19 protein-coding genes are annotated in these 21,458 nt (G+C 46.7%); 5 read left to right on the forward strand and 14 right to left on the reverse strand.

What is annotated here, in order from left to right; all coding sequences use genetic code 11:
* Window positions 1–3: 3 nt before the first annotated feature.
* Entirely contained in the window at window positions 4–1,683 is a 1,680-nt protein-coding gene (locus tag ITG12_RS11115; RefSeq protein WP_038875204.1) for a sensor domain-containing diguanylate cyclase, read from the forward strand.
* Window positions 1,684–1,732: 49 nt separating this feature from the next.
* Here the strand turns inward: ITG12_RS11115 and ilvA are convergent, their stop codons facing one another.
* From ilvA to ilvG, 5 genes are read right to left on the reverse strand one after another with little or no spacing between them, the layout of a single operon-like run.
* A complete protein-coding gene (gene ilvA / locus ITG12_RS11120; protein ID WP_038870180.1) occupies window positions 1,733–3,280 on the reverse strand; it encodes a threonine ammonia-lyase, biosynthetic in 1,548 nt (515 codons plus the stop codon).
* A gap of 4 nt (window positions 3,281–3,284) precedes the next feature.
* The gene (gene ilvD / locus ITG12_RS11125) at window positions 3,285–5,126 is read right to left on the reverse strand and encodes a dihydroxy-acid dehydratase (RefSeq protein WP_038870179.1); all 1,842 of its coding nucleotides are present in this window, start codon (window positions 5,124–5,126) and stop codon (window positions 3,285–3,287) included.
* Window positions 5,127–5,139: 13 nt separating this feature from the next.
* The gene (gene ilvE / locus ITG12_RS11130) at window positions 5,140–6,078 is read right to left on the reverse strand and encodes a branched-chain-amino-acid transaminase (RefSeq protein WP_038875206.1); all 939 of its coding nucleotides are present in this window, start codon (window positions 6,076–6,078) and stop codon (window positions 5,140–5,142) included.
* A gap of 12 nt (window positions 6,079–6,090) precedes the next feature.
* The gene (gene ilvM, locus ITG12_RS11135; protein WP_005440786.1) at window positions 6,091–6,375 is read right to left on the reverse strand and encodes an acetolactate synthase 2 small subunit; all 285 of its coding nucleotides are present in this window, start codon (window positions 6,373–6,375) and stop codon (window positions 6,091–6,093) included.
* Between the two features lie 11 nt (window positions 6,376–6,386).
* Window positions 6,387–8,033, reverse strand: a complete 1,647-nt coding sequence (gene ilvG / locus ITG12_RS11140; protein WP_038870177.1) for an acetolactate synthase 2 catalytic subunit — start codon at window positions 8,031–8,033, stop codon at window positions 6,387–6,389.
* Between the two features lie 462 nt (window positions 8,034–8,495).
* On the opposite strand from ilvG, the gene ITG12_RS11145 reads away from it, so the two are divergent.
* A complete protein-coding gene (locus ITG12_RS11145; protein WP_039975999.1) occupies window positions 8,496–10,019 on the forward strand; it encodes a YifB family Mg chelatase-like AAA ATPase in 1,524 nt (507 codons plus the stop codon).
* A 46-nt stretch (window positions 10,020–10,065) separates the two neighbouring features.
* Here ITG12_RS11145 and ITG12_RS11150 read toward each other — a convergent pair whose 3' ends face one another.
* Window positions 10,066–11,022, reverse strand: coding sequence for a DUF2860 domain-containing protein (locus tag ITG12_RS11150; RefSeq protein WP_038881678.1), 957 nt, complete (start codon window positions 11,020–11,022; stop codon window positions 10,066–10,068).
* Window positions 11,023–11,187: 165 nt separating this feature from the next.
* Here ITG12_RS11150 and ITG12_RS11155 point away from each other — a divergent pair, with 165 nt between their 5' ends.
* Window positions 11,188–12,066: an acyltransferase gene (locus ITG12_RS11155; protein ID WP_039976002.1), complete on the forward strand. Its 879-nt coding sequence runs from the start codon at window positions 11,188–11,190 to the stop codon at window positions 12,064–12,066.
* 63 nt (window positions 12,067–12,129) lie between these two features.
* Here the strand turns inward: ITG12_RS11155 and ITG12_RS11160 are convergent, their stop codons facing one another.
* From ITG12_RS11160 to ITG12_RS11180, 5 genes are all read right to left on the reverse strand, one after another.
* Window positions 12,130–12,732, reverse strand: coding sequence for a thiol:disulfide interchange protein DsbA/DsbL (locus tag ITG12_RS11160; protein ID WP_248873071.1), 603 nt, complete (start codon window positions 12,730–12,732; stop codon window positions 12,130–12,132).
* A gap of 35 nt (window positions 12,733–12,767) precedes the next feature.
* On the reverse strand, window positions 12,768–13,754 hold the full coding sequence (locus tag ITG12_RS11165) for a serine/threonine protein kinase (protein WP_038870169.1): 987 nt from the start codon (window positions 13,752–13,754) through the stop codon (window positions 12,768–12,770).
* A 48-nt stretch (window positions 13,755–13,802) separates the two neighbouring features.
* The gene (gene ccoG / locus ITG12_RS11170) at window positions 13,803–15,224 is read right to left on the reverse strand and encodes a cytochrome c oxidase accessory protein CcoG (RefSeq protein ID WP_038870167.1); all 1,422 of its coding nucleotides are present in this window, start codon (window positions 15,222–15,224) and stop codon (window positions 13,803–13,805) included.
* Window positions 15,225–15,535: 311 nt separating this feature from the next.
* Window positions 15,536–15,802: a YihD family protein gene (locus ITG12_RS11175; RefSeq protein ID WP_038870166.1), complete on the reverse strand. Its 267-nt coding sequence runs from the start codon at window positions 15,800–15,802 to the stop codon at window positions 15,536–15,538.
* A 122-nt stretch (window positions 15,803–15,924) separates the two neighbouring features.
* Complete coding sequence (locus tag ITG12_RS11180; RefSeq protein WP_010645766.1) at window positions 15,925–16,092, reverse strand: hypothetical protein; 168 nt, start codon at window positions 16,090–16,092, stop codon at window positions 15,925–15,927.
* Between the two features lie 295 nt (window positions 16,093–16,387).
* On the opposite strand from ITG12_RS11180, the gene ITG12_RS11185 reads away from it, so the two are divergent.
* Window positions 16,388–17,194, forward strand: coding sequence for a sporulation protein (locus ITG12_RS11185; RefSeq protein WP_038870165.1), 807 nt, complete (start codon window positions 16,388–16,390; stop codon window positions 17,192–17,194).
* Between the two features lie 72 nt (window positions 17,195–17,266).
* Window positions 17,267–17,920: a hemolysin III family protein gene (locus ITG12_RS11190; protein ID WP_038870163.1), complete on the forward strand. Its 654-nt coding sequence runs from the start codon at window positions 17,267–17,269 to the stop codon at window positions 17,918–17,920.
* A gap of 36 nt (window positions 17,921–17,956) precedes the next feature.
* On the opposite strand, the gene ITG12_RS11195 is transcribed toward ITG12_RS11190, so the two are convergent.
* Genes ITG12_RS11195 through trkA form a run of 3 tightly spaced genes read right to left on the reverse strand, consistent with a single transcriptional unit; the run spans window position 17,957 to window position 21,450 of the window.
* On the reverse strand, window positions 17,957–18,592 hold the full coding sequence (locus tag ITG12_RS11195; RefSeq protein ID WP_104026644.1) for a DUF3157 family protein: 636 nt from the start codon (window positions 18,590–18,592) through the stop codon (window positions 17,957–17,959).
* Between the two features lie 26 nt (window positions 18,593–18,618).
* Window positions 18,619–20,064, reverse strand: a complete 1,446-nt coding sequence (locus ITG12_RS11200; protein ID WP_038870160.1) for a TrkH family potassium uptake protein — start codon at window positions 20,062–20,064, stop codon at window positions 18,619–18,621.
* A gap of 9 nt (window positions 20,065–20,073) precedes the next feature.
* A complete protein-coding gene (gene trkA / locus ITG12_RS11205; protein WP_010444684.1) occupies window positions 20,074–21,450 on the reverse strand; it encodes a Trk system potassium transporter TrkA in 1,377 nt (458 codons plus the stop codon).
* Between the last annotated feature and the right edge of the window lie 8 nt (window positions 21,451–21,458).

The following is a 21,458-nucleotide window of genomic DNA, read 5'->3' on the forward strand; positions in this document are numbered from 1 at the left end:
ATTATGTCAAAATTAGTGGATAGAAAATGGCAAATCTTACCGATCATCACATTGTCTGTGTTTATGTTGGTGGGATTATACGGGTTTTATATAACGCTTGAGCGTTCAGTGCATGATTCTGTGCAGCGAACAACGGAATCTCTGCTTACCGATGTTATCTATGAAATTAAAGAAGATGCTCCGAGCTTCGCTCACGATTCTGATATCGATGATTATATCGGTGACTTAACGCAAGCCGATGCAGATGCTCGTATTCAAGTACTTGATGAGCAGGGCACCGTTGTCGGAGATACTGCGCTGTCAGACCGCGCTTTAATTGGACTGGAAAGTCACAGCGACCGACCTGAATTTGTCCAAGCTTGGGAGAATGGGTCTGGCTACGACGTACGCTTTAGTGAAGTGTTGTCTGTTGATCTGTTTTACGTCTCACGCAAGGTTGTTATCGATTCTCAAGAGTTCGTCGTGGTACTCGCCGTACCGATGCACCATTTGAAAACCATGACATCACAATTGATGGCGATCTTAGGTGCCATGGTGGTACTGAGTATTGGCTTTCTTATCGCAACCTCGATTTTCAGCCATCGTCAAATCATCCATAAAGTATCCGAAGAGCAGAAAAAACAAGATGAGCGCATTCGTCAGCGTACATTGGAAATTGAATTAATGCATCGTTTGGCCAATATGCTGGCAGCATGTAACAATTTGATTGAAGCTCAGATGGTCGTAGAGGATATCGTCCCTCGTATTTTGGGTAAGGTGAATGGCAGTATTTCTCTGATGCGCTCTTCAAGAAACCAGTTAGTCACGCAACTAGATTGGGGGGATAGCTGGCCAGGAAGTCGCTCATTTGCTCCTGATGAATGCTGGTCACTGCGTAAAGGTCGCAGTCACTTATCGATTGAGTCATTCCATAACTTAACTTGTGAACATATGGCATCGATCGAAAATAACCAGACGCTGTGTATTCCTCTAACTGCACACGGCAATACCATCGGTATCATGCATTTGTATTTTGGCCAAGGTGAGATTGAAGTTGATGAGATGACCATGCAGTTGTCGTACAGCGTGGCGGAACATTTAGGCTTAGCATTAGCGAACTTGAGTCTCCAAGAGAAGTTACGTTCTCAGGCGTTGAGCGATCCGTTAACGGGGTTGTACAACCGCCGTTTCTTCGAGCAAAAGCTCACGGAGCACGTAAACAACTCAGCGACCAGCACAGAAGCTATGTCGCTATTGATGCTTGATCTCGACCATTTCAAGCGCTTTAACGACAACTTTGGTCATGATGCCGGTGATTACGTATTGAAAGAGATCAGCGCGCTATTAAAACGCACCGTCTCTGAAGATGAAACAGCCTGTCGTTTGGGCGGGGAAGAGTTAGCCGTGATTCTGCCTCATTGCGATATGGCTTCGGCAACGGATTATGCACAGAACATAGTGGATCAGATCCGTGCTTTACACCTAGAGCACAAAGGTTTGTCACTAGGTCAGTTAAGTGTCTCGATTGGTGTCGCAACTTATCCTGAGCCTGCTTCTGATATCGAAGTGTTAGTGAAGATGGCTGATAAGGCGCTGTATCTTGCGAAAGACCAAGGCAGAGACCGTGTCGTTAATTATCAACAATACAGCGAGTTTAAGACGCCAGAGCCAGATGCGGCGGAAATCACATTGGTTCAACGTTAATAAAAAATCCCTCGTCATGGCGAGGGATTTTTGTATAGCTTGATGTCGGCTACGACAAGAAAAACTTATAAGACGGGTTGTCCGTTTCGTCTTTACATTGATAGCCAAGTTCGCGTAAATGCGCGGAAAACTGAGCTAAGTCGCTTTCATCTAACTCGAAACCACATAAAACGCGTCCGTAGTCGGCACCGTGATTACGGTAGTTGAACAAGCTGATGTTCCAATGAGTACCTAAAGTGCTTAAGAACTTAAGTAGCGCACCTGGGTATTCTGGAAACTCAAAGCTATACAGACGTTCTTTGAGTGGTTTAGACGGCTTACCGCCAATCATGTAGCGTACGTGTAACTTCGCCATTTCATCATCGGACAGGTCAACCACAGGGTAACCACCATCACGTAAATCGCGAATGATATTTTCCAACTCTTCTTGACCGCCTTGCAAACGAACACCAACAAAGATATTTGCCAAAGCATCATCGTTGTAACGGTAATTAAACTCAGTGACCGCTCGACCACCAATCAAGTTGCAGAACTCAAAGAAAGCGCCTTGACGTTCTGGAATCGTAACTGCTAATAAACCTTCGCGCTTTTCACCCAATTCGCAACGTTCTGATACGTAGCGCAAACCATGGAAGTTGGTATTCGCACCAGACAGCACGGTACCAAGGTTTTTGCCTTCTAGTTTGTTCTGCTCAGCAAACTTCTTTAAACCCGCTAGAGCAAGCGCACCTGAGGGCTCTGCAATCGCGCGCGTGTCTTCAAAGATGTCTTTGACTGCTGCGCAGATTTCATCACTAGAGACCGCAATATGGCCATCAATGTACTTTTGGCATAGACGGAAAGTTTCTTCACCAATGCGCTTTACCGCAACACCATCGGCAAACATGCTGACTTGATCGAGCACGACGGGCTCGCCTGCATCTAATGCAGCCTTTAAACAAGAAGAATCTTCCGGCTCAACCGCAATGACTTTGATTTCGGGCATCAGTTGCTTGACGAGTACCGCCACGCCAGCAGCTAAACCACCACCTCCGACAGGGACAAAGATATAATCAAGGTGGCCATTTTGTTGCAGCATTTCCATGCCGATGGTGCCTTGACCTGCAATCACCAGTGGATGATCGAAGGGAGGGACAAAGGTGTACCCGTTTAACTCGGATAGACGCTCTGCCTCGGCTTTTGCCTCATCAAAGTTACTGCCATGCAAAACGACATTACCACCAAAACCACGTACCGCATCCACTTTGATGTCTGGTGTTGTCTTTGGCATAACAATCGTCGTTCGGATACCAAGTTTAGTACCAGAGAGAGCCATACCTTGAGCATGGTTACCTGCTGATGCTGCAATCACGCCCGCGTTTTTTTGCGCTTCGGATAGGCTTGCCACCATATTGTAGGCGCCACGTAGCTTGAACGAGTGCACTGGTTGACGGTCTTCACGTTTGATCTGCACATTGTTACCAATGCGTGCAGCAAGGCGCGGCATCTCTTGTAAAGGGGTGACGGTTGCCACTTCGTACACAGGAGCGCGCAAGATCTGGCGCAGATAATCTGCACCAGACTGGTTTTCCTGTTTTAAGGGAAAGGGTTGACTCATAAAGCTAGCCCTCGAGCTTAGATTTATCTCGCACTGCACCTTTGTCAGCACTGGTTGCCATGCTTGCGTACGCCTTCAAAGCAAAAGAGACTTCACGCTGACGGTTCGCTGGCTTCCAGCCTAGTTCGTCTTGTTTTGCTCGGCGTGCAGTAAGCTCTTCTTCTGAAACATCCAGTGAGATAGAGCGGCTAGGAATATCAATGGTGATGATGTCGCCATTTTGAACCAAGCCGATAGTACCTCCACTGGCTGCTTCTGGAGAGGCGTGACCAATTGAGAGGCCTGATGTACCACCAGAGAAGCGACCATCTGTCAGTAGCGCACAAGACTTACCAAGGCCCATCGATTTTAGGTACGTGGTTGGGTAAAGCATTTCTTGCATGCCCGGACCACCTTTCGGACCTTCGTAGCGAATAACAACCACTTCACCCGCTTTTACCTTGCCACCTAAAATGCCATCAACAGCAGAGTCTTGGCTTTCAAAGACGATTGCAGGACCTTGGAACTTAAGGTTTTCTTCATCTACGCCAGCGGTTTTCACAATACAGCCATCCACTGCGATGTTGCCAGACAGAACGGCTAGGCCGCCTTCTTGGCTAAAGGCGTTTTCTTTTGAACGGATACAACCGTCTACGCGATCGTCATCAAGGCGATCCCAGCGGCAATCTTGAGAGAAGGCTTGAGTTGTTCGGATGCCCGCAGGACCAGCACGGAAGAACTTAAGGACTTCTTCGTTTTCCGTTTGCATGATGTCGTATTCAGCAAGTTGTTGCTGCATCGTCATGCCAAGCACTGTGTGTGTATTGCCGTTTAGCAAGTTTGCACGATCAAGTTCACCCAAGATCGCCATGACACCACCAGCACGGTGCACGTCTTCCATGTGGTATTTCTGCGTCGACGGTGCCACTTTACAGAGGTGTGGAACGCGACGAGACATTTCATCAATGTCGTTCATGTCGAAGTCAATTTCACCTTCCTGTGCGGCTGCTAACAGGTGCAGAACCGTATTGCTAGAGCCGCCCATTGCGATGTCCAGTGCCATTGCATTTTCGAAGGCTGCGCGGTTAGCGATATTACGTGGTAGGGCTGACTCATCATCTTGTTCGTAGTAACGGCGAGTTAGTTCAACCACGCGTTTACCTGCGTTAATGAATAGTTGCTCGCGGTCAGCGTGAGTCGCCAACATTGAGCCATTACCTGGCTGAGACAGACCCAATGCCTCTGTTAGACAGTTCATCGAGTTTGCGGTAAACATGCCTGAGCATGATCCACATGTTGGACATGCGCTGCGTTCGATCTGTTCGCTTTGTTGATCAGAAACGGTTGGATCGGCACCTTGGATCATTGCATCAACAAGATCTAGTTTGATGATCTGATCTGAAAGCTTGGTTTTGCCTGCTTCCATAGGACCGCCTGAAACAAAAATAACCGGAATGTTTAGGCGCATTGCAGCCATCATCATTCCTGGAGTGATTTTGTCACAGTTAGAGATACACACCATTGCATCGGCACAGTGCGCATTCACCATGTACTCAACAGAGTCGGCAATCAGTTCACGTGAAGGCAGTGAGTAAAGCATGCCACCGTGGCCCATTGCGATGCCGTCATCGACTGCGATAGTGTTAAATTCTTTTGCGATGCCGCCGGCTTTTTCTATTTCACCGGCAACCAATTGACCCATGTCTTTTAGGTGTACGTGACCCGGAACAAATTGAGTAAATGAGTTCACAACGGCGATGATTGGTTTACCGAAGTCTTCATCTTTTACGCCAGTAGCACGCCAAAGAGCACGTGCACCCGCCATGTTACGACCATGTGTGGTGGTAGCTGATCTATATTTTGGCATTTCTTAATCCTTCTTACTTCTGTTCTGGGTACACATAGTCTAACCAGCCCCACTTGTCTTCCGTGGTGCCGTTAAATAGGCCAAAGTAGGCCGCTTGCAGTTCTTTAGTGATTGGGCCGCGTTTACCGGTGCCCACTTCAATTTTGTCGATGGTTGCCACTGGCACCACTTCCGCAGCTGTACCTGTCATAAAGACTTCATCGGCAAGGTAGAGTGCTTCACGAGCAATGTTCGCTTCACGCACTTCATAGCCTTTATCACGTGCGATGGTCATGATCGAATCACGAGTGATACCTGGTAGAATCGCGCTGGTTGCTGGTGGTGTGGTGATCACGCCGTCTTTGATCACAAAGATGTTTTCACCAGCCCCTTCCGATAGATAACCGTCTACGCTCAGTGCGATACCTTCGTCGTAACCGTGACGACGAGCCTCACCGCCAACGAGCAGTGAAGATAGGTAGTTACCGCCTGCCTTAGCCGCAGTTGGGATGGTGTTTGGTGCTGCACGATTCCAACTAGAGATCATGGCATCAACACCAGCTTCTAGCGCTTCTTCACCTAGGTAAGAACCCCAAGGGAAAGCAGCAATGATGAGTTCCATTTCAGTGCCTACTGGCGGGCATACGCCCAAGCCAACATGACCCACAAAACCTAGTGGACGGATATAAGCGCTATCGAGTTTGTTTTGGCGAAGTGTTTTGCGTGTTGCTTCCATGATTTCCTCTACAGAGAAAGGGATAGGGAAGCGGTAAATTTTTGCGGAGTCTTTTAAACGCTGTGCATGCTCACGATGGCGGAAGACAATTGGTCCTTTTGGTGTGTTGTAGCAGCGTACGCCTTCAAAAACAGAGGTGCCGTAGTGCATCGCATGAGTCAAAACGTGTACGTTTGCCTCTGCCCATGGAACCATCTCACCATTAAACCAAATGAAATCTGCGGTTTTCGTTGCCATTTATTGCCTTCCTTATGCGCTCACGTGTTGTTGTAGGTTGTGATTTGGGAGTTCGTCATTGCGAATTTTCAGTACCTCGACGGTACGGATATCCCACAACTTTTCAATTTGATTAACCAAGAACGAGATTGGTCGGTCACTGTCGACGATGATCTCTACGCTGGCGACTTTGCTTTCGTGGTTTTGCGTCGCCGCAACTTGTTTGATCACAAAGCCTCGATGACGAATCACACGAAGAACGCGCTCTAACAGTACCGGTTTGTCATCGGCTTTGATGTCGAGTAAATATCTGTCCATGTGATTGTCTCCTAAGTATTTTCCAACATGTCACTGTTGGATGCGCCTGGTGGCACCAATGGCCACACGTTCTCTTCTTCATCGATTAAAACGTGAAGCATGTAAGAAGTCTTACTTTCTAGCATCTCTTTGAGAGCCGGTTCGACTTCTTCTTTCTTGGTGATGGTTTTACCCGGGATATCGAACGCTTTTGCCAGCATCACGAAGTCTGGATTGTCATCAAGAATGGTTTCACTATGGCGGCCGTCAAAAAACAGCGACTGCCATTGGCGAACCATGCCAAGACGTTGGTTATTAAGGAGGACAATCTTTACTGGTATCTGACGACGCTTCAGCGTGCCCAACTCCTGCACGTTCATCATAAATGAACCGTCACCTGTAATAAGGATAGACTGATCATCAGGACGTGCGACAGCAGCGCCCATTGCAGCAGGTAAGCCAAAGCCCATCGTACCTAGACCAGCAGAAGTGATGAAGTTTTGTGGGTTACGCGGTTGGATATGTTGCGCTGCCCACATCTGATGCTGACCTACGTCAGTCGACACGATCGAGCTGTCAGGCATCATGTCAGACAGCTGTTTAAGTAACAGAGGAGCGTAAATTAACTCGCCTGGGTGGTCGTAACGCCATTTAAAACCGCTACGTAGACTTTCACTGTGGTGAACCCATGGTGAGATATCTTGTGTTAACTCTAACTGAGGAAGAATGGTATTGATGTCACCACGCAATGGCGCATTTGCATGACGCAGTTTGTGTATCTCTGCCGCATCGATGTCGATATGAATGACCTTGGCATGGGGGGCGAATGTATCAAGCTTACCCGTTACTCGGTCATCGAAACGTGCTCCTACCACAATCAAAAGGTCACTCTCTTGTACAACAAGATTGGCTGCTTTAGTGCCGTGCATACCCAACATACCAAGGTAGTGTGGGTCATGGCGTTCAATGGTACCCAGCCCTTTCAGAGTGCTTACTGCTGGCATAGGGTTTAGGCGTAGAAACTCACGAACGGCATCTGTTGCTTTAGCAAGTTGAACACCGCCACCTACGTACAAAACAGGGCGAGTTGAAGCGGCGAGAACTTCTTGTGCGCGTTGGATGTCTTCATCGCGGACTTGTGGGATGGCTGGTGGAACACAGGGAGGCAGAAGTTCAGTTGGTGCTTGAGCAAGTTGAACATCTTTAGCGATATCGACAATAACTGGACCTGGGCGGCCTGTTTTCGCTACTTCGAACGCTTCGGCAAGCGTTGGGGCAAGGTCTTCGATGTCAGTCACTAGGTAACTGTGTTTGGTACAAGAGAGGGACATTCCGATCACATCCATTTCTTGGAAAGCATCGGTACCGATATGAGAACTGGCAACCTGACCGGTAATGGCGACAAGTGGCACGGAATCTAGGAAGGCATCGGCAAGGCCAGTAACAAGATTGGTGGCACCAGGTCCAGAAGTAGCCATACAAACTGCTACGTCTTGTGTCGCGCGGGCCATTCCTATAGCGGCCATTGCGGCCCCTTGCTCATGACGGCATAAGATATGTTCTACACCACCATCATATAGCGCATCGTAGATTGGCATGATGGCTCCACCAGGATACCCAAACACCGTCTCGATGCCTTGCTGTCTTAAAGCGGCTACGACAAGTTGTGCACCGGTCATCGTAAACCTCCTTTGCTACGTTGTGGCTCGTAGCTATCGCCATGTGTTTCGCACTTCATGTGCACTCCCATTCTTCCCGTTAAGCTGTCTAAGAGTTAGACAGATGACAACATGTAGTTGTAAAAAAACCCCCGGACTTTTCAGTGCGGGGGTTTTTTGTAATTTGTGGTTATTTTTCGCCCACATTCCCCCGCGCGGTGTCAATAATGACCACGATAATCAGGGCTAGCAGTGAGTTGATGTGAGCGAATATGTTCATCTGTCTGTCGTTCTTTTTTCGTTAATAAGTATTGTGTAATGTTCTACGAAAATGTTTGCGTCACTAGTGGTAACACACAAATCTGCTGCATGACAAGCAAAAAGTCATTCTTTTTTCACATTAAGTACCCATCTGGACAGGCTATATAACATATCCATATAGAAAACATCTGCTTATATAGCGTACAAAAATTTGAGGAAATTATGGGGCTGGCAATCATTCATAGTCGAGCAAGTGTGGGTGTGCAAGCGCCATCGGTAAGCGTGGAAGTCCACATCAGCAATGGGATGCCGGGCTTTACACTCGTCGGTCTACCAGAAACAACAGTAAAAGAATCTAAAGATCGTGTCCGCAGTGCGATCATTAATTCCAACTTCCAATTTCCTGCCAAGCGAATCACGGTAAATTTGGCCCCAGCAGATTTACCCAAGGAAGGTGGCCGCTTCGATCTACCGATTGCGTTGGGAATTTTAGCCGCTTCAGAGCAAATCGCGACAGATAAGCTTAAAAACTACGAATTTGTTGGCGAATTGGCACTTTCTGGCGGATTAAGACCCGTAAAAGGCGTCTTACCCGCCGCGCTGGCCGCAAATAAAAGTCAGCGTCATTTAGTTGTGCCCCATGCCAACGGTGATCAAGCCGCTTTGGTGGGGAAAGAACAACATAAATCCGCGCAGTCTTTACTGGAAGTGTGCGCTGAGCTTTGTGGTCAGCATAAGTTGGAATTACACCAAGCACCAAAGCGTAATGTCGTCGAAAAGCATGGTCGAGATCTGCAAGACATCATTGGGCAGCAACAAGGTAAACGTGCCTTAGAGATAGCGGCGGCAGGTAATCACAACTTACTTTTTCTTGGCCCTCCCGGAACGGGTAAAACCATGTTGGCTTCACGACTGTGTGATTTATTGCCTGAGATGACCGATGAAGAAGCGATGGAAACGGCATCAGTAGCGTCGCTAACTCAAAGTGAAATCAATGAACATAATTGGAAAACACGCCCGCTGCGCAGCCCGCATCATTCTAGTTCAATGGCGGCATTGGTTGGGGGAGGTTCAGTGCCTAGACCCGGTGAAATTTCATTGGCGCATAATGGACTGTTGTTTTTGGATGAGATGCCAGAGTTTGATCGTAAAGTACTCGACTCTTTAAGGGAGCCATTAGAGTCGGGGGAGATCATTATTTCACGTGCGCAGGGTAAAACCCGTTTTCCGGCTCGATTTCAGTTGGTCGGAGCGCTCAACCCGAGCCCTACGGGTTATTACGAAGGTAACCAATCTCGTACAAATCCCCAGGCGATTTTGCGTTATCTTGGTCGACTATCAGGGCCGTTGCTTGACCGATTTGATATGTCGTTAGAGATTCCTGCACTGCCGAAAGGTACGTTAGCTGAAGGAGGTGATAGAGGTGAGCCAACCTCCGTAGTAAAACAAAGGGTCAACTTAGCCAGAGAGAGTATGTTGCAACGCAGTGGTAAGGTAAATGCCCTGTTGGGGAGCCGAGAAATTGAAGCTTTCTGCCCATTACAAAAATCCGATGCGGAATTTTTAGAGAATGCGCTGCATCGTCTTGGGTTATCGATTCGTGCCTATCACCGGATTATCAAAGTTGCGCGGACGATTGCTGATCTGGAGGGCTCTGCAGCGATTGAACGAACGCATCTTGCAGAAGCGTTAGGGTACAGAGCGATGGATAGATTGCTCAAGCAGTTAACCGCACAGGCGGTATAGAAGCTATTTCGCAGCGAGTCTGGTTTGTACTCGCTGCGTATAAGGGTTAGAAGGTGTAGTTTAAACCGACCGACAACAAGTACTCTTTTTCATCATAAAAAGTAATGTTGGAATCCGTACTGCTATAGCCTGCTAGTGAGATGAAAGACCAGTTGTCCCAATCAAATACATTTTTGTACTCGTATGCAGCAAACAAACTTAACTTATCATCGTTGCGAGTTTTACCAAACGTCGCGCTTGCTGATTCAAAGTCTTTAACCGTGTAGCCGGCAGTTAAGGCAACACGATGTCGATTGATAAACTGGAACCAACTTAAGTCCAATCCATAAGAGTTAAAGGATTCTGCGTCGCCATCTGCATCATGATAAATGTAAGTAAATGCGGGTTGTAGCATCGATGTGCGGCTGAGTGGAATTCGATAGTCACCTTTGATGTGGTAGATCTTAGCATCACGGGCCAGTGATGGATCGGTCACGGTGTCTTTTTCTACGTCTTTGTCTGCGTAAGCCAGATCAAGATTAAAGTTATCGTCTAAAAAGCGGTTGATCTGGAAACGAAAGGCGTTGCCACCCTCATCTGTGGTTTTTCTTTTTTGATTGGTTAAGTAAGGGTTTTGCCAGGTTTCCCCTTCCAAAATGGTCGGTAAATATGAGAAATCGAGCACAGTGCCTGAATCTAATTGGTATTTATAGCCCAATTGGAATGCCAAAGTACCGATAGCGATATCGGAACGTGTCGTACCTGCATACACTTGGTGGTTAAGTCGGTGACCGAATGTATAAGCTGCGTTGCCTAGAGGGGCAGCAATGAAAGAACTGTCGCTCTCGGCGCTTTCATTGAGAGAATTAATAGTGCTGCTGTTATCCGTATTAAAGTGGGATTCAGATGAGACGAAGCCAGCATTTAATGAAACTTCGCCGCTAAAACCTGCGGTCTCTGCTAGTTGAGCCTGAGCTGTGCTGACGATAAAGGCCAAAGGCAGTAAGGTTAGCCTTGGGTTCATTCGCGTTCTCCTTGTTTGTCGAATGAAGAATATTTGTTTGAGCGGTGGTCCAGTTTTACATTGCAACAAATCTGACCATTCTTACAAATGTTCCAATATGGCAATGGATTCGTATAATTACACGCTGTTTTATTGCTCACGCGCACAAGTTATCGATTGGTTACCATGTTGGCATATTTGTTACTCATTTTTAACGCTTCCTTTGTGATTATAAATTCTGCGATTTGTTCCATCGCAATTTGTATCATTGCTATTTTTAAGCTTTTGCTTCCAACAGCAAAGCTCAAAGCTAAGGGGACAGAGGCGGCCAATAAAATGATGTGGGTTTGGGCCACCATCAACATGGGTATTCTTGCCTTATTCAATCGCGTTGAATGGGATATTGAAGGCGGTGAAAACCTAAAGAAGGATGGTTGGTACCTCTTGATCAGTAATCATCTTAGTTGGACTGATATTGTTGTACTGTGTTGCGTGTTTAAAGATCGCATTCCGATGCCAAAATTTTTCCTCAAGCAACAGCTATTATATGTGCCTTTTATCGGAATGGCTTGTTGGGCGCTGGATATGCCGTTTATGCGTCGTTATTCGCGGGAGTTTTTGATTCGTAATCCACACAAACGTGGTCAAGATTTGGCAACCACGCGCCGTTCGTGTTCCAAATTCAAACATACTCCGACCACAGTAGTGAACTATGTCGAAGGGACTCGTTTTACCCAAGAGAAGCAGCGTAAGAGCCGTGCCGGTTACCAATACTTATTACAGCCTAAGTCAGGTGGTATCGCATATACATTAGCGGCAATGGGTGATCAGTTTGAGAACATTATCGATGTGACATTAGCTTACCCAGAAAACACAGATAAACCATTTAAAGACATTTTGATGGGCCGTATGACCAAGATTGTGGTGCGTGTGAACGTGTTGCCTGTGGATGAGAAGGTATTGGGGGATTACTTCAATGATAAGCCGTACAAGCGCCAATTCCAGCAATGGTTAGGCGAGGTTTGGCAAGAGAAAGATATCTTGCTGCAAGACATTCATAAATAATCTGAGCCAAAGTTAAATTGAAAAGGGGAGCATCTTGCTCCCCTTTTTCATTTTCAATTCGAATTACTTAAGTGTCAGTAGGTAATCTACAAGAGCAAAGTATTCTTCAGTTGATTTGATGCCTTGCGCTTGAACTAGGTACTTGTTGTTCACGATCACTGCAGGTACACCAGTTAGGCCGCTGTTTTCAAATTGTTTGTCCATGCGACGAACCATTGAATCCACCGCGAAGCCTTTGAATGCAGAATCGAATTTCTTCGCATCTACACCTTCATCTAGGAAGATTTGACGAAGCTCTGCGTCGTCACGTGGTGCTTTACGCATGTTGTGAATGCGGTTAAACATCACGGGTACCATCTTATCTTCAATTTTAAGCGCAACCATGGTCGCATAGGCTTTGCTCATTGAAGGCCCCATGTTGCCCCCCATGAATGACACGTGGTTCTTTTGCAGTTTCACCCCTTCAGGTAACTGTTTCTTCAACTGCTGAATGATAGGTTCAAACGTATTGCAATGTGGGCAGTAGAAAGAGAAGAACTCAGTAACGACAGGCTTCTTTGATGCTTCTAGATCCAATACTTTGTATTGTTCACCTTCTTTGAATTGCGCTGCATGTGCCGACAGGCTAAGCATCAGCATAGAAAACAGTGCGAACAGCTTTTTCATTTAAATAATCTCCATTTTGAATTGTTCGGCCCGACTTACCATTGAGGCATTAAAGACAGTGGTGCTTCTTCTAAGTTGGCAATCTGCTCTTTAAATCCAAGGACCTGACCTTCCCAGTATTTTGGCTCATTGAACCATGGAAAAGCGAGCGGAAATGCCGGGTCATGCCAACGTTTTGCTAGCCATGCCATATAGTGCACCATTCGTAGACCGCGAAGTGGCTCGATTAGTTTCAATTCTGCCGAGTTAAAATCGCAAAACTCTTGGTAACCTTCTAAAACAATGTCCAATTGCATTAGCTTATCTTGACGTTCACCATTGAGTAGCATCCACAAGTCTTGCACCGCTGGGCCATTACGTGAGTCATCTAAATCGACGAACATTGGCCCATCACGCCATAAGATGTTACCCGGATGGCAATCACCGTGCAGACGAATGGATTTAAAGCCGTCTTGCCAGTGGTTTTCGAGTGATTTGATCAGCATGTCTAAATCATTGAAGAAACTATTTTCCAAATGCATTGGGATCATATTGGCGTTTTGCAAAATCTCTCTTGGTTGGTAGAGATACTCTTGTAGACCAATGCTTGGACGGTGCTGAAACGCTTGTTTGCTTCCCACTTTATGAATACGACCTAAAAAGCGACCAACGCCTTCTAATTGATCGAGGTTATCCACTTCAAACTGACGACCGCCAACACTCTCAAACAAAGCAAAGCCGTAACCTTGATAGTGATGCAAGGTGTGACCATTAATGCGAACGGGTGGGGCGACGGGAATTTCGTTGTCGATCAGTTCAAGCGTGAAATCATGCTCTTCTTGAATTTGCTCATTGCTCCAACGTTCTGGGCGGTAGAATTTCACTACGTAGCGTTGGCGTTCTTCGTCAGTGAATTGGTATACGCGGTTTTCATAGCTGTTGAGAGGCAGAAATCCTGACTCTGCTCGAATACCGATGCTCTCTAGCGCGTACCACATAAAGTCGGGCGTCAGGGCATCAAAATTGAAAGTACCTTGGGACATATAAATAAAAAGGCTCATTACTGAGCCTTTTTCCATTGGTCTTCGAAGTTATAGCTTCTTGATGAATCGGCTTTCTACTTCGATAGTGAATTCGTTGCTCTTATCGGTGAGTATAAACTGAATTGTCGTAATCGCGGAGTTTAGCGTGTCAGGATCAACGCCAAGACTCATTGGTAAGTTCAAGACTTCTCCAGGTTCAACTTGAATCGTTTGTTTGCCATACCAACTGACATCACTCAAGCCTTCCACGTTTAAGTCATACTTTTGAACTTGTTGGGTTTTGTTGATCACTTTGAGGGTGTAGGTGTTTTCCACTTCACCTGAGCTATTAACGCGGAACAACTGATTACGATCACGCAGTACACTCATACCTGCCGGGTCAACGGATGCGACTTGTAGGAAGAACAAGCCAATCATCACCAATAATACTGCACCATAACCAAGCAGTTTGGGACGCATGACCTTTGTACTCTTGCCTGAGAGGCGATGTTCTGTGGTGTAGTTGATCAGACCCTTTTCATAGCCCATGCGTTCCATGGTTTTGTCACAGGCGTCAATACATGCACCACAGTTAATGCACTCATATTGCAAGCCATCGCGAATATCGATGCCAGTTGGACAGACCTGAACACACAAATCACAGTCGATACAGTCACCGAGCCCCATTTGTTTATGATCTGCTTTACGTGAGCGAGGACCTCGCTTTTCTCCGCGTTTGGTATCGTAACCAACAATGAAGGTGTCTTTGTCGAACATGGCGGATTGGAAGCGTGCATAAGGACACATGTGAATACACATGATAGAGCGCATCCAACCTGCATTACCGTAAGTACAAATGGCGAAGAACATCACCCAGAACACTGGCCAGAAGTTAGCATTGAAAGTAAAGAAGTCGATAACCAACTGTTTCATCGGTACGAAGTAACCAACAAAGGTGAAACCTGTCGCAAGGGCTATCGCAAACCACGCGATATGTTTGAGGGTTTTGCGTATCGCCAAATTGGTGGTCAACTTATTGGAATCTTGTTTACGGCGTTTATTGGCGCTGCCTTCTAGCTTTTCTTCAAACCAGATATACATGAAGGTCCACACGGTTTGTGGGCACAGATAGCCACACCAAACCCGACCTAAAAAGGTGGTGATGAAGAATAACCCAAAAGCGGAAATCACAAACAACAGGGCGAGCAGGGTGAGATCTTGAGGGTACAGAGTGGTGCCGAAAAAGTTGAACTGCTGGTTTCCGATATCCAGCAAAATGGCTTGGCGCTCTCCGTAAGGAATCCACGGAACCAATGCAAACAGCAACAACAAAAACCAACCACCATAACGGCGTAGCTTTTGAAAGGTGCCTTTGCTCTCACGCACATAGATACGATTACTTGGGTTGAAACGGTCCCCATTCCCTTTGTGGGTTTTGGGATTAAAGGTTTTGGGAGTCACATCTTTGATATCGATCTTATCCTGACTCATGAACGCTTCCTTCTTTCGGCTCTTATAATGTGCGGCGACATTTCTATTGATGACGCTCAATGACATTGCTGTTTTGCCCAGACGGTGAATCATGACTGGGCATAATTATTTTAGTAAATACTGATGAACGGCGATTATACAATCAATAACAATTCCGTTTCTTTAACACTGTCAACGTTTAACAACAAAAGTCAGTACAGTTAACCTGATAAATGGCTGAACAGTTATAAATGGCTTTTCGAACTGGTTGATTTAGTTATAAAAAAAAGCGACTCAAATGAGTCGCTTATCAGTCTTGGGTGTTGAGCCGTTTACTTGATGATGCCGCGAGCGCGAAGGATGGCGGTTTTAAAGTCATCTTCTTGGTCTTTCTTTAGACCTGGGATCATTTCGTCTTTGCTGCTATTGCGCATTTTTAGGTGGTAGATCAACACATCATCAGTCAGATCTTCCAATTTGCCTTCATAACCCGCTTCGTTTGCCAGTTTAACGATGAACTGTAGCAGGTTCATTTCTTGATCTTTATGCCACTCTGGCTCTAGTAGCTCAAGCAGCTCTTCAATACGATGACACTTCATTTCTTTCTCCACAGAATTTATAGGTGTTATTTGCTACTAAAGGTATCAAATTGCTTGGCGAACACCAAATAGGAAAGGGCGGAGAGAAAAGAAAAAAGCGCGGTGACTGCCGCGCTTTTTAATTAAGCTGCTTTAATAACTTTGTTTGGAACACTTGGCATAATCGCTGTCTTCTCAACCAGAGTCATTGTTGGCGCAACTTGTTTTGCCTTTGGCGCAGCAGTAAAACCACTGCGACGGCGCATTGCACTACGATTAGTGTGTGCGAACCTGACTGTTGTTGGGCGCATTTAGATACCTAACTGCCAGGCATATCCATTGCCGATGTAATGGCCTGAGTCACTATGAGTTGAGCTTCAACTGCTTGAAGGGTGGCTCTTCTGGCTTTCGCCAATCCAAATAATGAATCAGGAATAATGATATGCATGCATATCGTGTATAGGTTAGCACTCCTGCCATAATTGGTCGATAGTTGAACAGTTGAATTGTATGGATTTTATCGTTTTTGAGCTTAGAACAAGGTGAAATTTGTTTTGATCCCATGATCAGCAGTAGTAGTATGAGAATTCTACGAAGGAGGTGCATATGTCATTTTTGAAGAAGACACTGGCAAGTTTTGGGATCGGTAGTGCTAAGGTCGACTCGGTCCTGAATCAAGATGTGCTATATCCCGGCCAGAGCGTGGATGTTTCTATCCATGTCTATGGTGGAGCGACAGAGCAAGCGATCGACAATATCGATCTCAAACTTTGCTGTCGTTATATCGCAGAAGCCCCAGATGATCGTGGTGCTCGTGAAGGACAGAGTATGCGAAGAGTGCCGCAGACTCATGTTTTGGCGAAGTGGAACCTCCCTTATGCATTTACCATTCACTCTGGTGAAGAGCGCACCTTTGACGTGAAGCTCGACGTACCATGGAACACACCTGTCACTATTGGTGATGCCCAAGTCTGGCTTGAAACTGGCTTAGACGTCGCCATGGCACTAGATCCAACCGACAAAGACATTCTCACTGTTAGACCCGACCCACTTATGGATGCCATTTTGTCTGCTTTTGAATCGCAAGGTTTGCGCATTCGACAAGTTGAGTGCGAAGAAGTGAAAGGCTTTGACCTCCCATTTGTGCAAGAGTTTGAAATGGTGCCAACCGACGGCCCATATCACGGAGTATGGCGAGAATTGGAGTTTGTTGCTCACCGCGACGAGACAAACCTGAAGTTATGGTTTGAAGTTGATCGGACTCGTAGTGGTGCTCGTGGCATGTTAGCTAGCCTACTCGGCAGTGGGAAATTAAAACGTGAGTTGAGTATCCCAATCAATACTAAATTGGATGATGTTGGCTCATTAGTGCTCAACTATCTTGATCAAACTACCGCAGCGCACGAGTCCTAATTTAAGCTTACACGTGTAAGCCTAATGTGCCATACTAGAGTGAATATTCAAAACTCTAGTATAGGCGCGTTCATGTCCTCACCTCAGAAAGCACAATACAGTCAGGGCGAAGAACTGGCCAACTCCATTACTCATGGTATTGGAATGATCTTCGGCATTGTTGGCTTGGTTCTGCTTCTCATCAAGGCGTTCGATCATCAAGCGGATGCGCTGACCATTACCAGTATGGCTATCTACGGCTCGAGTATGATTGTCTTGTTTCTGGCATCCACGCTTTACCATGCGATCCCATATCCGAAAGCCAAGCGCTGGCTAAAAACGTTTGACCACTGCGCTATTTATCTACTGATTGCAGGTAGCTATACGCCATTTTTATTAGTGAGCCTACGTACGCCACTAGCAATTGGGTTGATGATTGTGATTTGGACCATTGCTCTGATCGGTATCATCATGAAAGTCGCATTTGTGTATCGGTTTAAAAAGCTGTCTTTGATGACGTACTTAGTGATGGGCTGGTTGTCACTGATTGTGATCTATCAGTTAGCGATTAACCTAGATATCGGTGGTTTAACGTTGCTGGCTGCGGGTGGTTTGGTGTATTCAATAGGGGTGATTTTCTACGTTGCCAAACGAATTCCTTTTAATCACGCGATTTGGCATGGATTTGTGTTGGCGGGTTGTGTTTGTCACTTCTTTGCGATTTATTACTTTGTCGAGCCTATCTAACATCAAGATAAACTCGACAAAGTGATGTGCCATATATTAGCGAGTTTTCACTTCTAATACTTCTGCTGAGAATTGGTATTGCTGCGACAGTGGCACTGCCAATTTAATTGTTTTACCTTGCTCGGCCTGTTGTGGGCGAAGGTAGGTATCTGCCATGCGTTTGATAGATTGCCAAACCGTGATGTTTTCTTTCGCCAATTGTTTGCCAGCCATATCGAATACCTGTACTTCCACTTCTACCTGAATCACTGATTGTGAGCTTTGGTTAGTGATAGAAGTTGGGAAAATCAGTTCACCATCTTCATAGCTCGCCGAGCCAATCAATACATCCACACCTGAATCAGACAGCTGCATGGTTGGCTTCTTCGCGTTTACAACAACGGTGGTTCCGACTTTCTTGTTCACAACTGGAATCGTCGCTATCTCTGCTGTTGTGTCTGGTGCAGCTACTGTTGCTACGGCTGTTGTCGAGGCTACCACTGCCGCCGCTTCTACAGCTTCAACTTTTTCTAGTGTGGTTTCTGCGGCCTTTGGTGCGGTTTTATTTACGACATATTCCCACGTGAAGTCGTCGTTCAGTTTTACTTCGCGCCCATCCGCAAGCTTCACGACTTCTGCCGCGTAAACGGATGAAGTGGCTAGTAGGGTAGCCAGAGTGATCCATGTTTTCATTGTTATACCTTTTATTTTAAGTCTGCTTATCTACGCCAAAACGCCGGGAAGAACAGTACAAGAATAGTCAAAATTTCTAAGCGTCCCATTAACATACCAAAGCTTAGGAGCCATTTCGCTGTGTCTGGTAAAGGCGCAAAGTTACCTGTTGGGCCAATCACGCTACCCATGCCAGGACCTACGTTTGCTACCGCAGTAATCGAACCAGAAATACTGGTCACAGGGTCTAGGCCAAGCGCACTTAAACAGCCAGCGATGAAGATAATGGTAATAAAGAACATCAAGCCAAATGCCACCACTGAGCGAACAATATCGTCGTTCACTGGGCGTTGGTTATAACGTTGAACGAATACGCCAGATGGGTGAATCAGCTTCATGATTTGCTTGTTAAGTAGCGTCATCGCGATCTGGAAGCGGAAGATTTTAATCCCTCCTGAGGTCGAGCCCGAACATGCACCTGCCATCATTAAGAAGGCAAACAGTGTCGTTGGGAGGGCGCCCCATGCGGTGAAGTCTTCTAGACCAAAGCCAGTGGTCGTAACGACAGAGACGATGTTGAACATGGATACACGCAGTGCATCCAAAATGGTGTAACCATCACGAAGCACGAGCCAAGCAGAAACCACGAGACTTGAGAACAAAAACAAGTAGGCAAAACCGCGCACTTGGGCGTCTCGTATTAAGACTTCGACACTGCGTTTACGTAACGCGGCAACAAACAATAGGAATGGCAGACCACCAAGGAACATAAAGGTGGTGGCCACCCAATGTGCGCCATTAGAGAAGTGGTTCATTGAACCATCTGATGTTGAGTAACCGCCCGTTGATAGGGTGGTGAAGGCGTGGTTGATCGCCTCAAACAGGTTCATGCCAGTCAGCAAATAACCCACAATGCACAAGCCTGTCAGCATCAGATACACTAATACGATGTTCTTCGCGACGGTCTTGGCTCTTGGACTACTTTTGTCTGACCAATCAGACGATTCGGTTTGGAACAGTTTCATACCACCGACGTTAAGCATTGGTAGGATGGCAACCGCCATTACGATAAAGCCAATGCCCCCAAGCCACTGCAAGATAGATCGCCACAATAAGATGCTCGGAGCCATGTTGTCTAAGCCACTGAGCACTGTAGATCCGGTTGTCGTGATGCCAGACATGGTTTCGAAGTAAGCGTCGGTAAAGCTAATGTGGTTGATGAATACGAATGGTAATGCTGCAAAGGCACTGGCGATGGTCCACACCAAACTGGTGATGAGGAACATATCGCGAACACTGAGCTTGAATTTAGCGGTTCGACCAATCGTCAAACAGATGAATGCGGCTAGGTGGGTGATCACAACGGCTTGGGCGAAATCGAGGAATCCGCCCGTACCTGTGAAAAACGCGACCAAAGTCGGCACGTACATAAAAAGGGCCAGTTTGGATAAAACCAGCCCGATAACAAACAGTACGGGACGTAAGTTGACCATAGGAAAATCCTAGAGGAAGAATGGACTCGGCTGGAACAGCGCTTCGACGTCTGGTACGTACTTTTTGTCGACCAGGAACATCACGACGTGGTCATCTTGTTCGATGACGGTACGATCGTGTGCGATAAGAACTTCTTCGCCACGAACGATAGCACCAATGGTGGTTCCTGGTGGGAGTTTGATATCGCCAATCGCGCGACCGACCACTTTGGATGTGGTTTCGTCACCGTGCGCAACGGCTTCAATCGCTTCTGCCGCGCCACGACGCAGAGAAGATACGTTAACAATGTCAGCACGACGAACGTGCGTGAGTAGGGCAGAAATCGTCGCTTGCTGTGGTGAGATAGCCACGTCAATCACACCGCCTTGCACTAGGTCAACATAAGCGCCGCGCTGGATCAGCACCATCACTTTCTTTGCGCCCATGCGTTTTGCCAACATCGCAGACATGATGTTGGTTTCATCCTCGTTGGTTAACGCGATGAACACATCTACTTGGTCGATGTTTTCTTCTGTTAGCAGTTCTTGGTCTGCCGCATCACCACAGAAGACGATGGTGTTTTCAAGCTGCTCAGACAGTTTTTCTGCACGCTGGTAGTTACGCTCAATCAGCTTGACGCTGTAGGTTTGCTCAAGGCGTTTGGCTAAGCTCGCACCGATGTTACCACCACCAACAATCATGATGCGACGATAGGGCTTCTCGAGGCGCTGAAGCTCACTCATTACTGAGCGGATATGGTTACTTGCCGCAACGAAGAACACTTCATCATCAGCTTCAATGATGGTGGTGCCTTGCGGACGAATTGGACGACCTTGACGGAAAATCGCAGCAACACGAGTATCGATGTGTGGCATGTGTTCACGCAGGGCAGACAGAGCGTTACCTACTAAAGGGCCACCGTAGTAGGCTTTTACCGCTACTAGGCTGACTTTCTGCTCGGCAAAGCTTACCACTTGCAACGCGCCTGGGTATTGGATGAGGCGTTCGATGTAGCTGGTTACCAACTCTTCTGGTGCGATAAGGTGATCGACAGGAATAGCACCAGATTTAAATAGGGCTTCTTTTTCTGCCAGATATTCTGGAGAGCGAATACGTGCAACGCGGTTTGGCGTGTTGTACAGAGTGAAGGCGACCTGACATGCGGCCATGTTGGTTTCATCGGTATTGGTTACCGCAACGAGCATGTCGGCATCTTGTGCGCCCGCTTCGTGCAGCACATCTGGATGACTAGCATGACCGTTAACAACACGCAGATCGTACTTGTCTTGTAACTCTCGCAGTCGATCGCCATTTTTATCAACGATGGTGATATCGTTATTCTCACCAACGAGGTTTTCTGCCAATGTGCCGCCAACCTGACCAGCACCAAGAATAATGATTTTCATACTCTTTA

The organism is Vibrio sp. ED002 (genome assembly GCF_023277445.1).
Classification (GTDB): Bacteria; Pseudomonadota; Gammaproteobacteria; order Enterobacterales; family Vibrionaceae; genus Vibrio; species Vibrio jasicida.

What these genes read in the sequence shown, in the direction of transcription:
- ITG12_RS11115 (WP_038875204.1), top strand. Translation starts at nt 4, where the DNA reads ATGTCAAAATTAGTGGATAGAAAATGGCAAATCTTACCGATCATCACA.
- ilvA (WP_038870180.1), bottom strand. Translation starts at nt 3,280, where the DNA reads ATGAGTCAACCCTTTCCCTTAAAACAGGAAAACCAGTCTGGTGCAGAT.
- ilvD (WP_038870179.1), bottom strand. Translation starts at nt 5,126, where the DNA reads ATGCCAAAATATAGATCAGCTACCACCACACATGGTCGTAACATGGCG.
- ilvE (WP_038875206.1), bottom strand. Translation starts at nt 6,078, where the DNA reads ATGGCAACGAAAACCGCAGATTTCATTTGGTTTAATGGTGAGATGGTT.
- ilvM (WP_005440786.1), bottom strand. Translation starts at nt 6,375, where the DNA reads ATGGACAGATATTTACTCGACATCAAAGCCGATGACAAACCGGTACTG.
- ilvG (WP_038870177.1), bottom strand. Translation starts at nt 8,033, where the DNA reads ATGACCGGTGCACAACTTGTCGTAGCCGCTTTAAGACAGCAAGGCATC.
- ITG12_RS11145 (WP_039975999.1), top strand. Translation starts at nt 8,496, where the DNA reads ATGGGGCTGGCAATCATTCATAGTCGAGCAAGTGTGGGTGTGCAAGCG.
- ITG12_RS11150 (WP_038881678.1), bottom strand. Translation starts at nt 11,022, where the DNA reads ATGAACCCAAGGCTAACCTTACTGCCTTTGGCCTTTATCGTCAGCACA.
- ITG12_RS11155 (WP_039976002.1), top strand. Translation starts at nt 11,188, where the DNA reads ATGTTGGCATATTTGTTACTCATTTTTAACGCTTCCTTTGTGATTATA.
- ITG12_RS11160 (WP_248873071.1), bottom strand. Translation starts at nt 12,732, where the DNA reads ATGAAAAAGCTGTTCGCACTGTTTTCTATGCTGATGCTTAGCCTGTCG.
- ITG12_RS11165 (WP_038870169.1), bottom strand. Translation starts at nt 13,754, where the DNA reads ATGTCCCAAGGTACTTTCAATTTTGATGCCCTGACGCCCGACTTTATG.
- ccoG (WP_038870167.1), bottom strand. Translation starts at nt 15,224, where the DNA reads ATGAGTCAGGATAAGATCGATATCAAAGATGTGACTCCCAAAACCTTT.
- ITG12_RS11175 (WP_038870166.1), bottom strand. Translation starts at nt 15,802, where the DNA reads ATGAAGTGTCATCGTATTGAAGAGCTGCTTGAGCTACTAGAGCCAGAG.
- ITG12_RS11180 (WP_010645766.1), bottom strand. Translation starts at nt 16,092, where the DNA reads ATGCGCCCAACAACAGTCAGGTTCGCACACACTAATCGTAGTGCAATG.
- ITG12_RS11185 (WP_038870165.1), top strand. Translation starts at nt 16,388, where the DNA reads ATGTCATTTTTGAAGAAGACACTGGCAAGTTTTGGGATCGGTAGTGCT.
- ITG12_RS11190 (WP_038870163.1), top strand. Translation starts at nt 17,267, where the DNA reads ATGTCCTCACCTCAGAAAGCACAATACAGTCAGGGCGAAGAACTGGCC.
- ITG12_RS11195 (WP_104026644.1), bottom strand. Translation starts at nt 18,592, where the DNA reads ATGAAAACATGGATCACTCTGGCTACCCTACTAGCCACTTCATCCGTT.
- ITG12_RS11200 (WP_038870160.1), bottom strand. Translation starts at nt 20,064, where the DNA reads ATGGTCAACTTACGTCCCGTACTGTTTGTTATCGGGCTGGTTTTATCC.
- trkA (WP_010444684.1), bottom strand. Translation starts at nt 21,450, where the DNA reads ATGAAAATCATTATTCTTGGTGCTGGTCAGGTTGGCGGCACATTGGCA.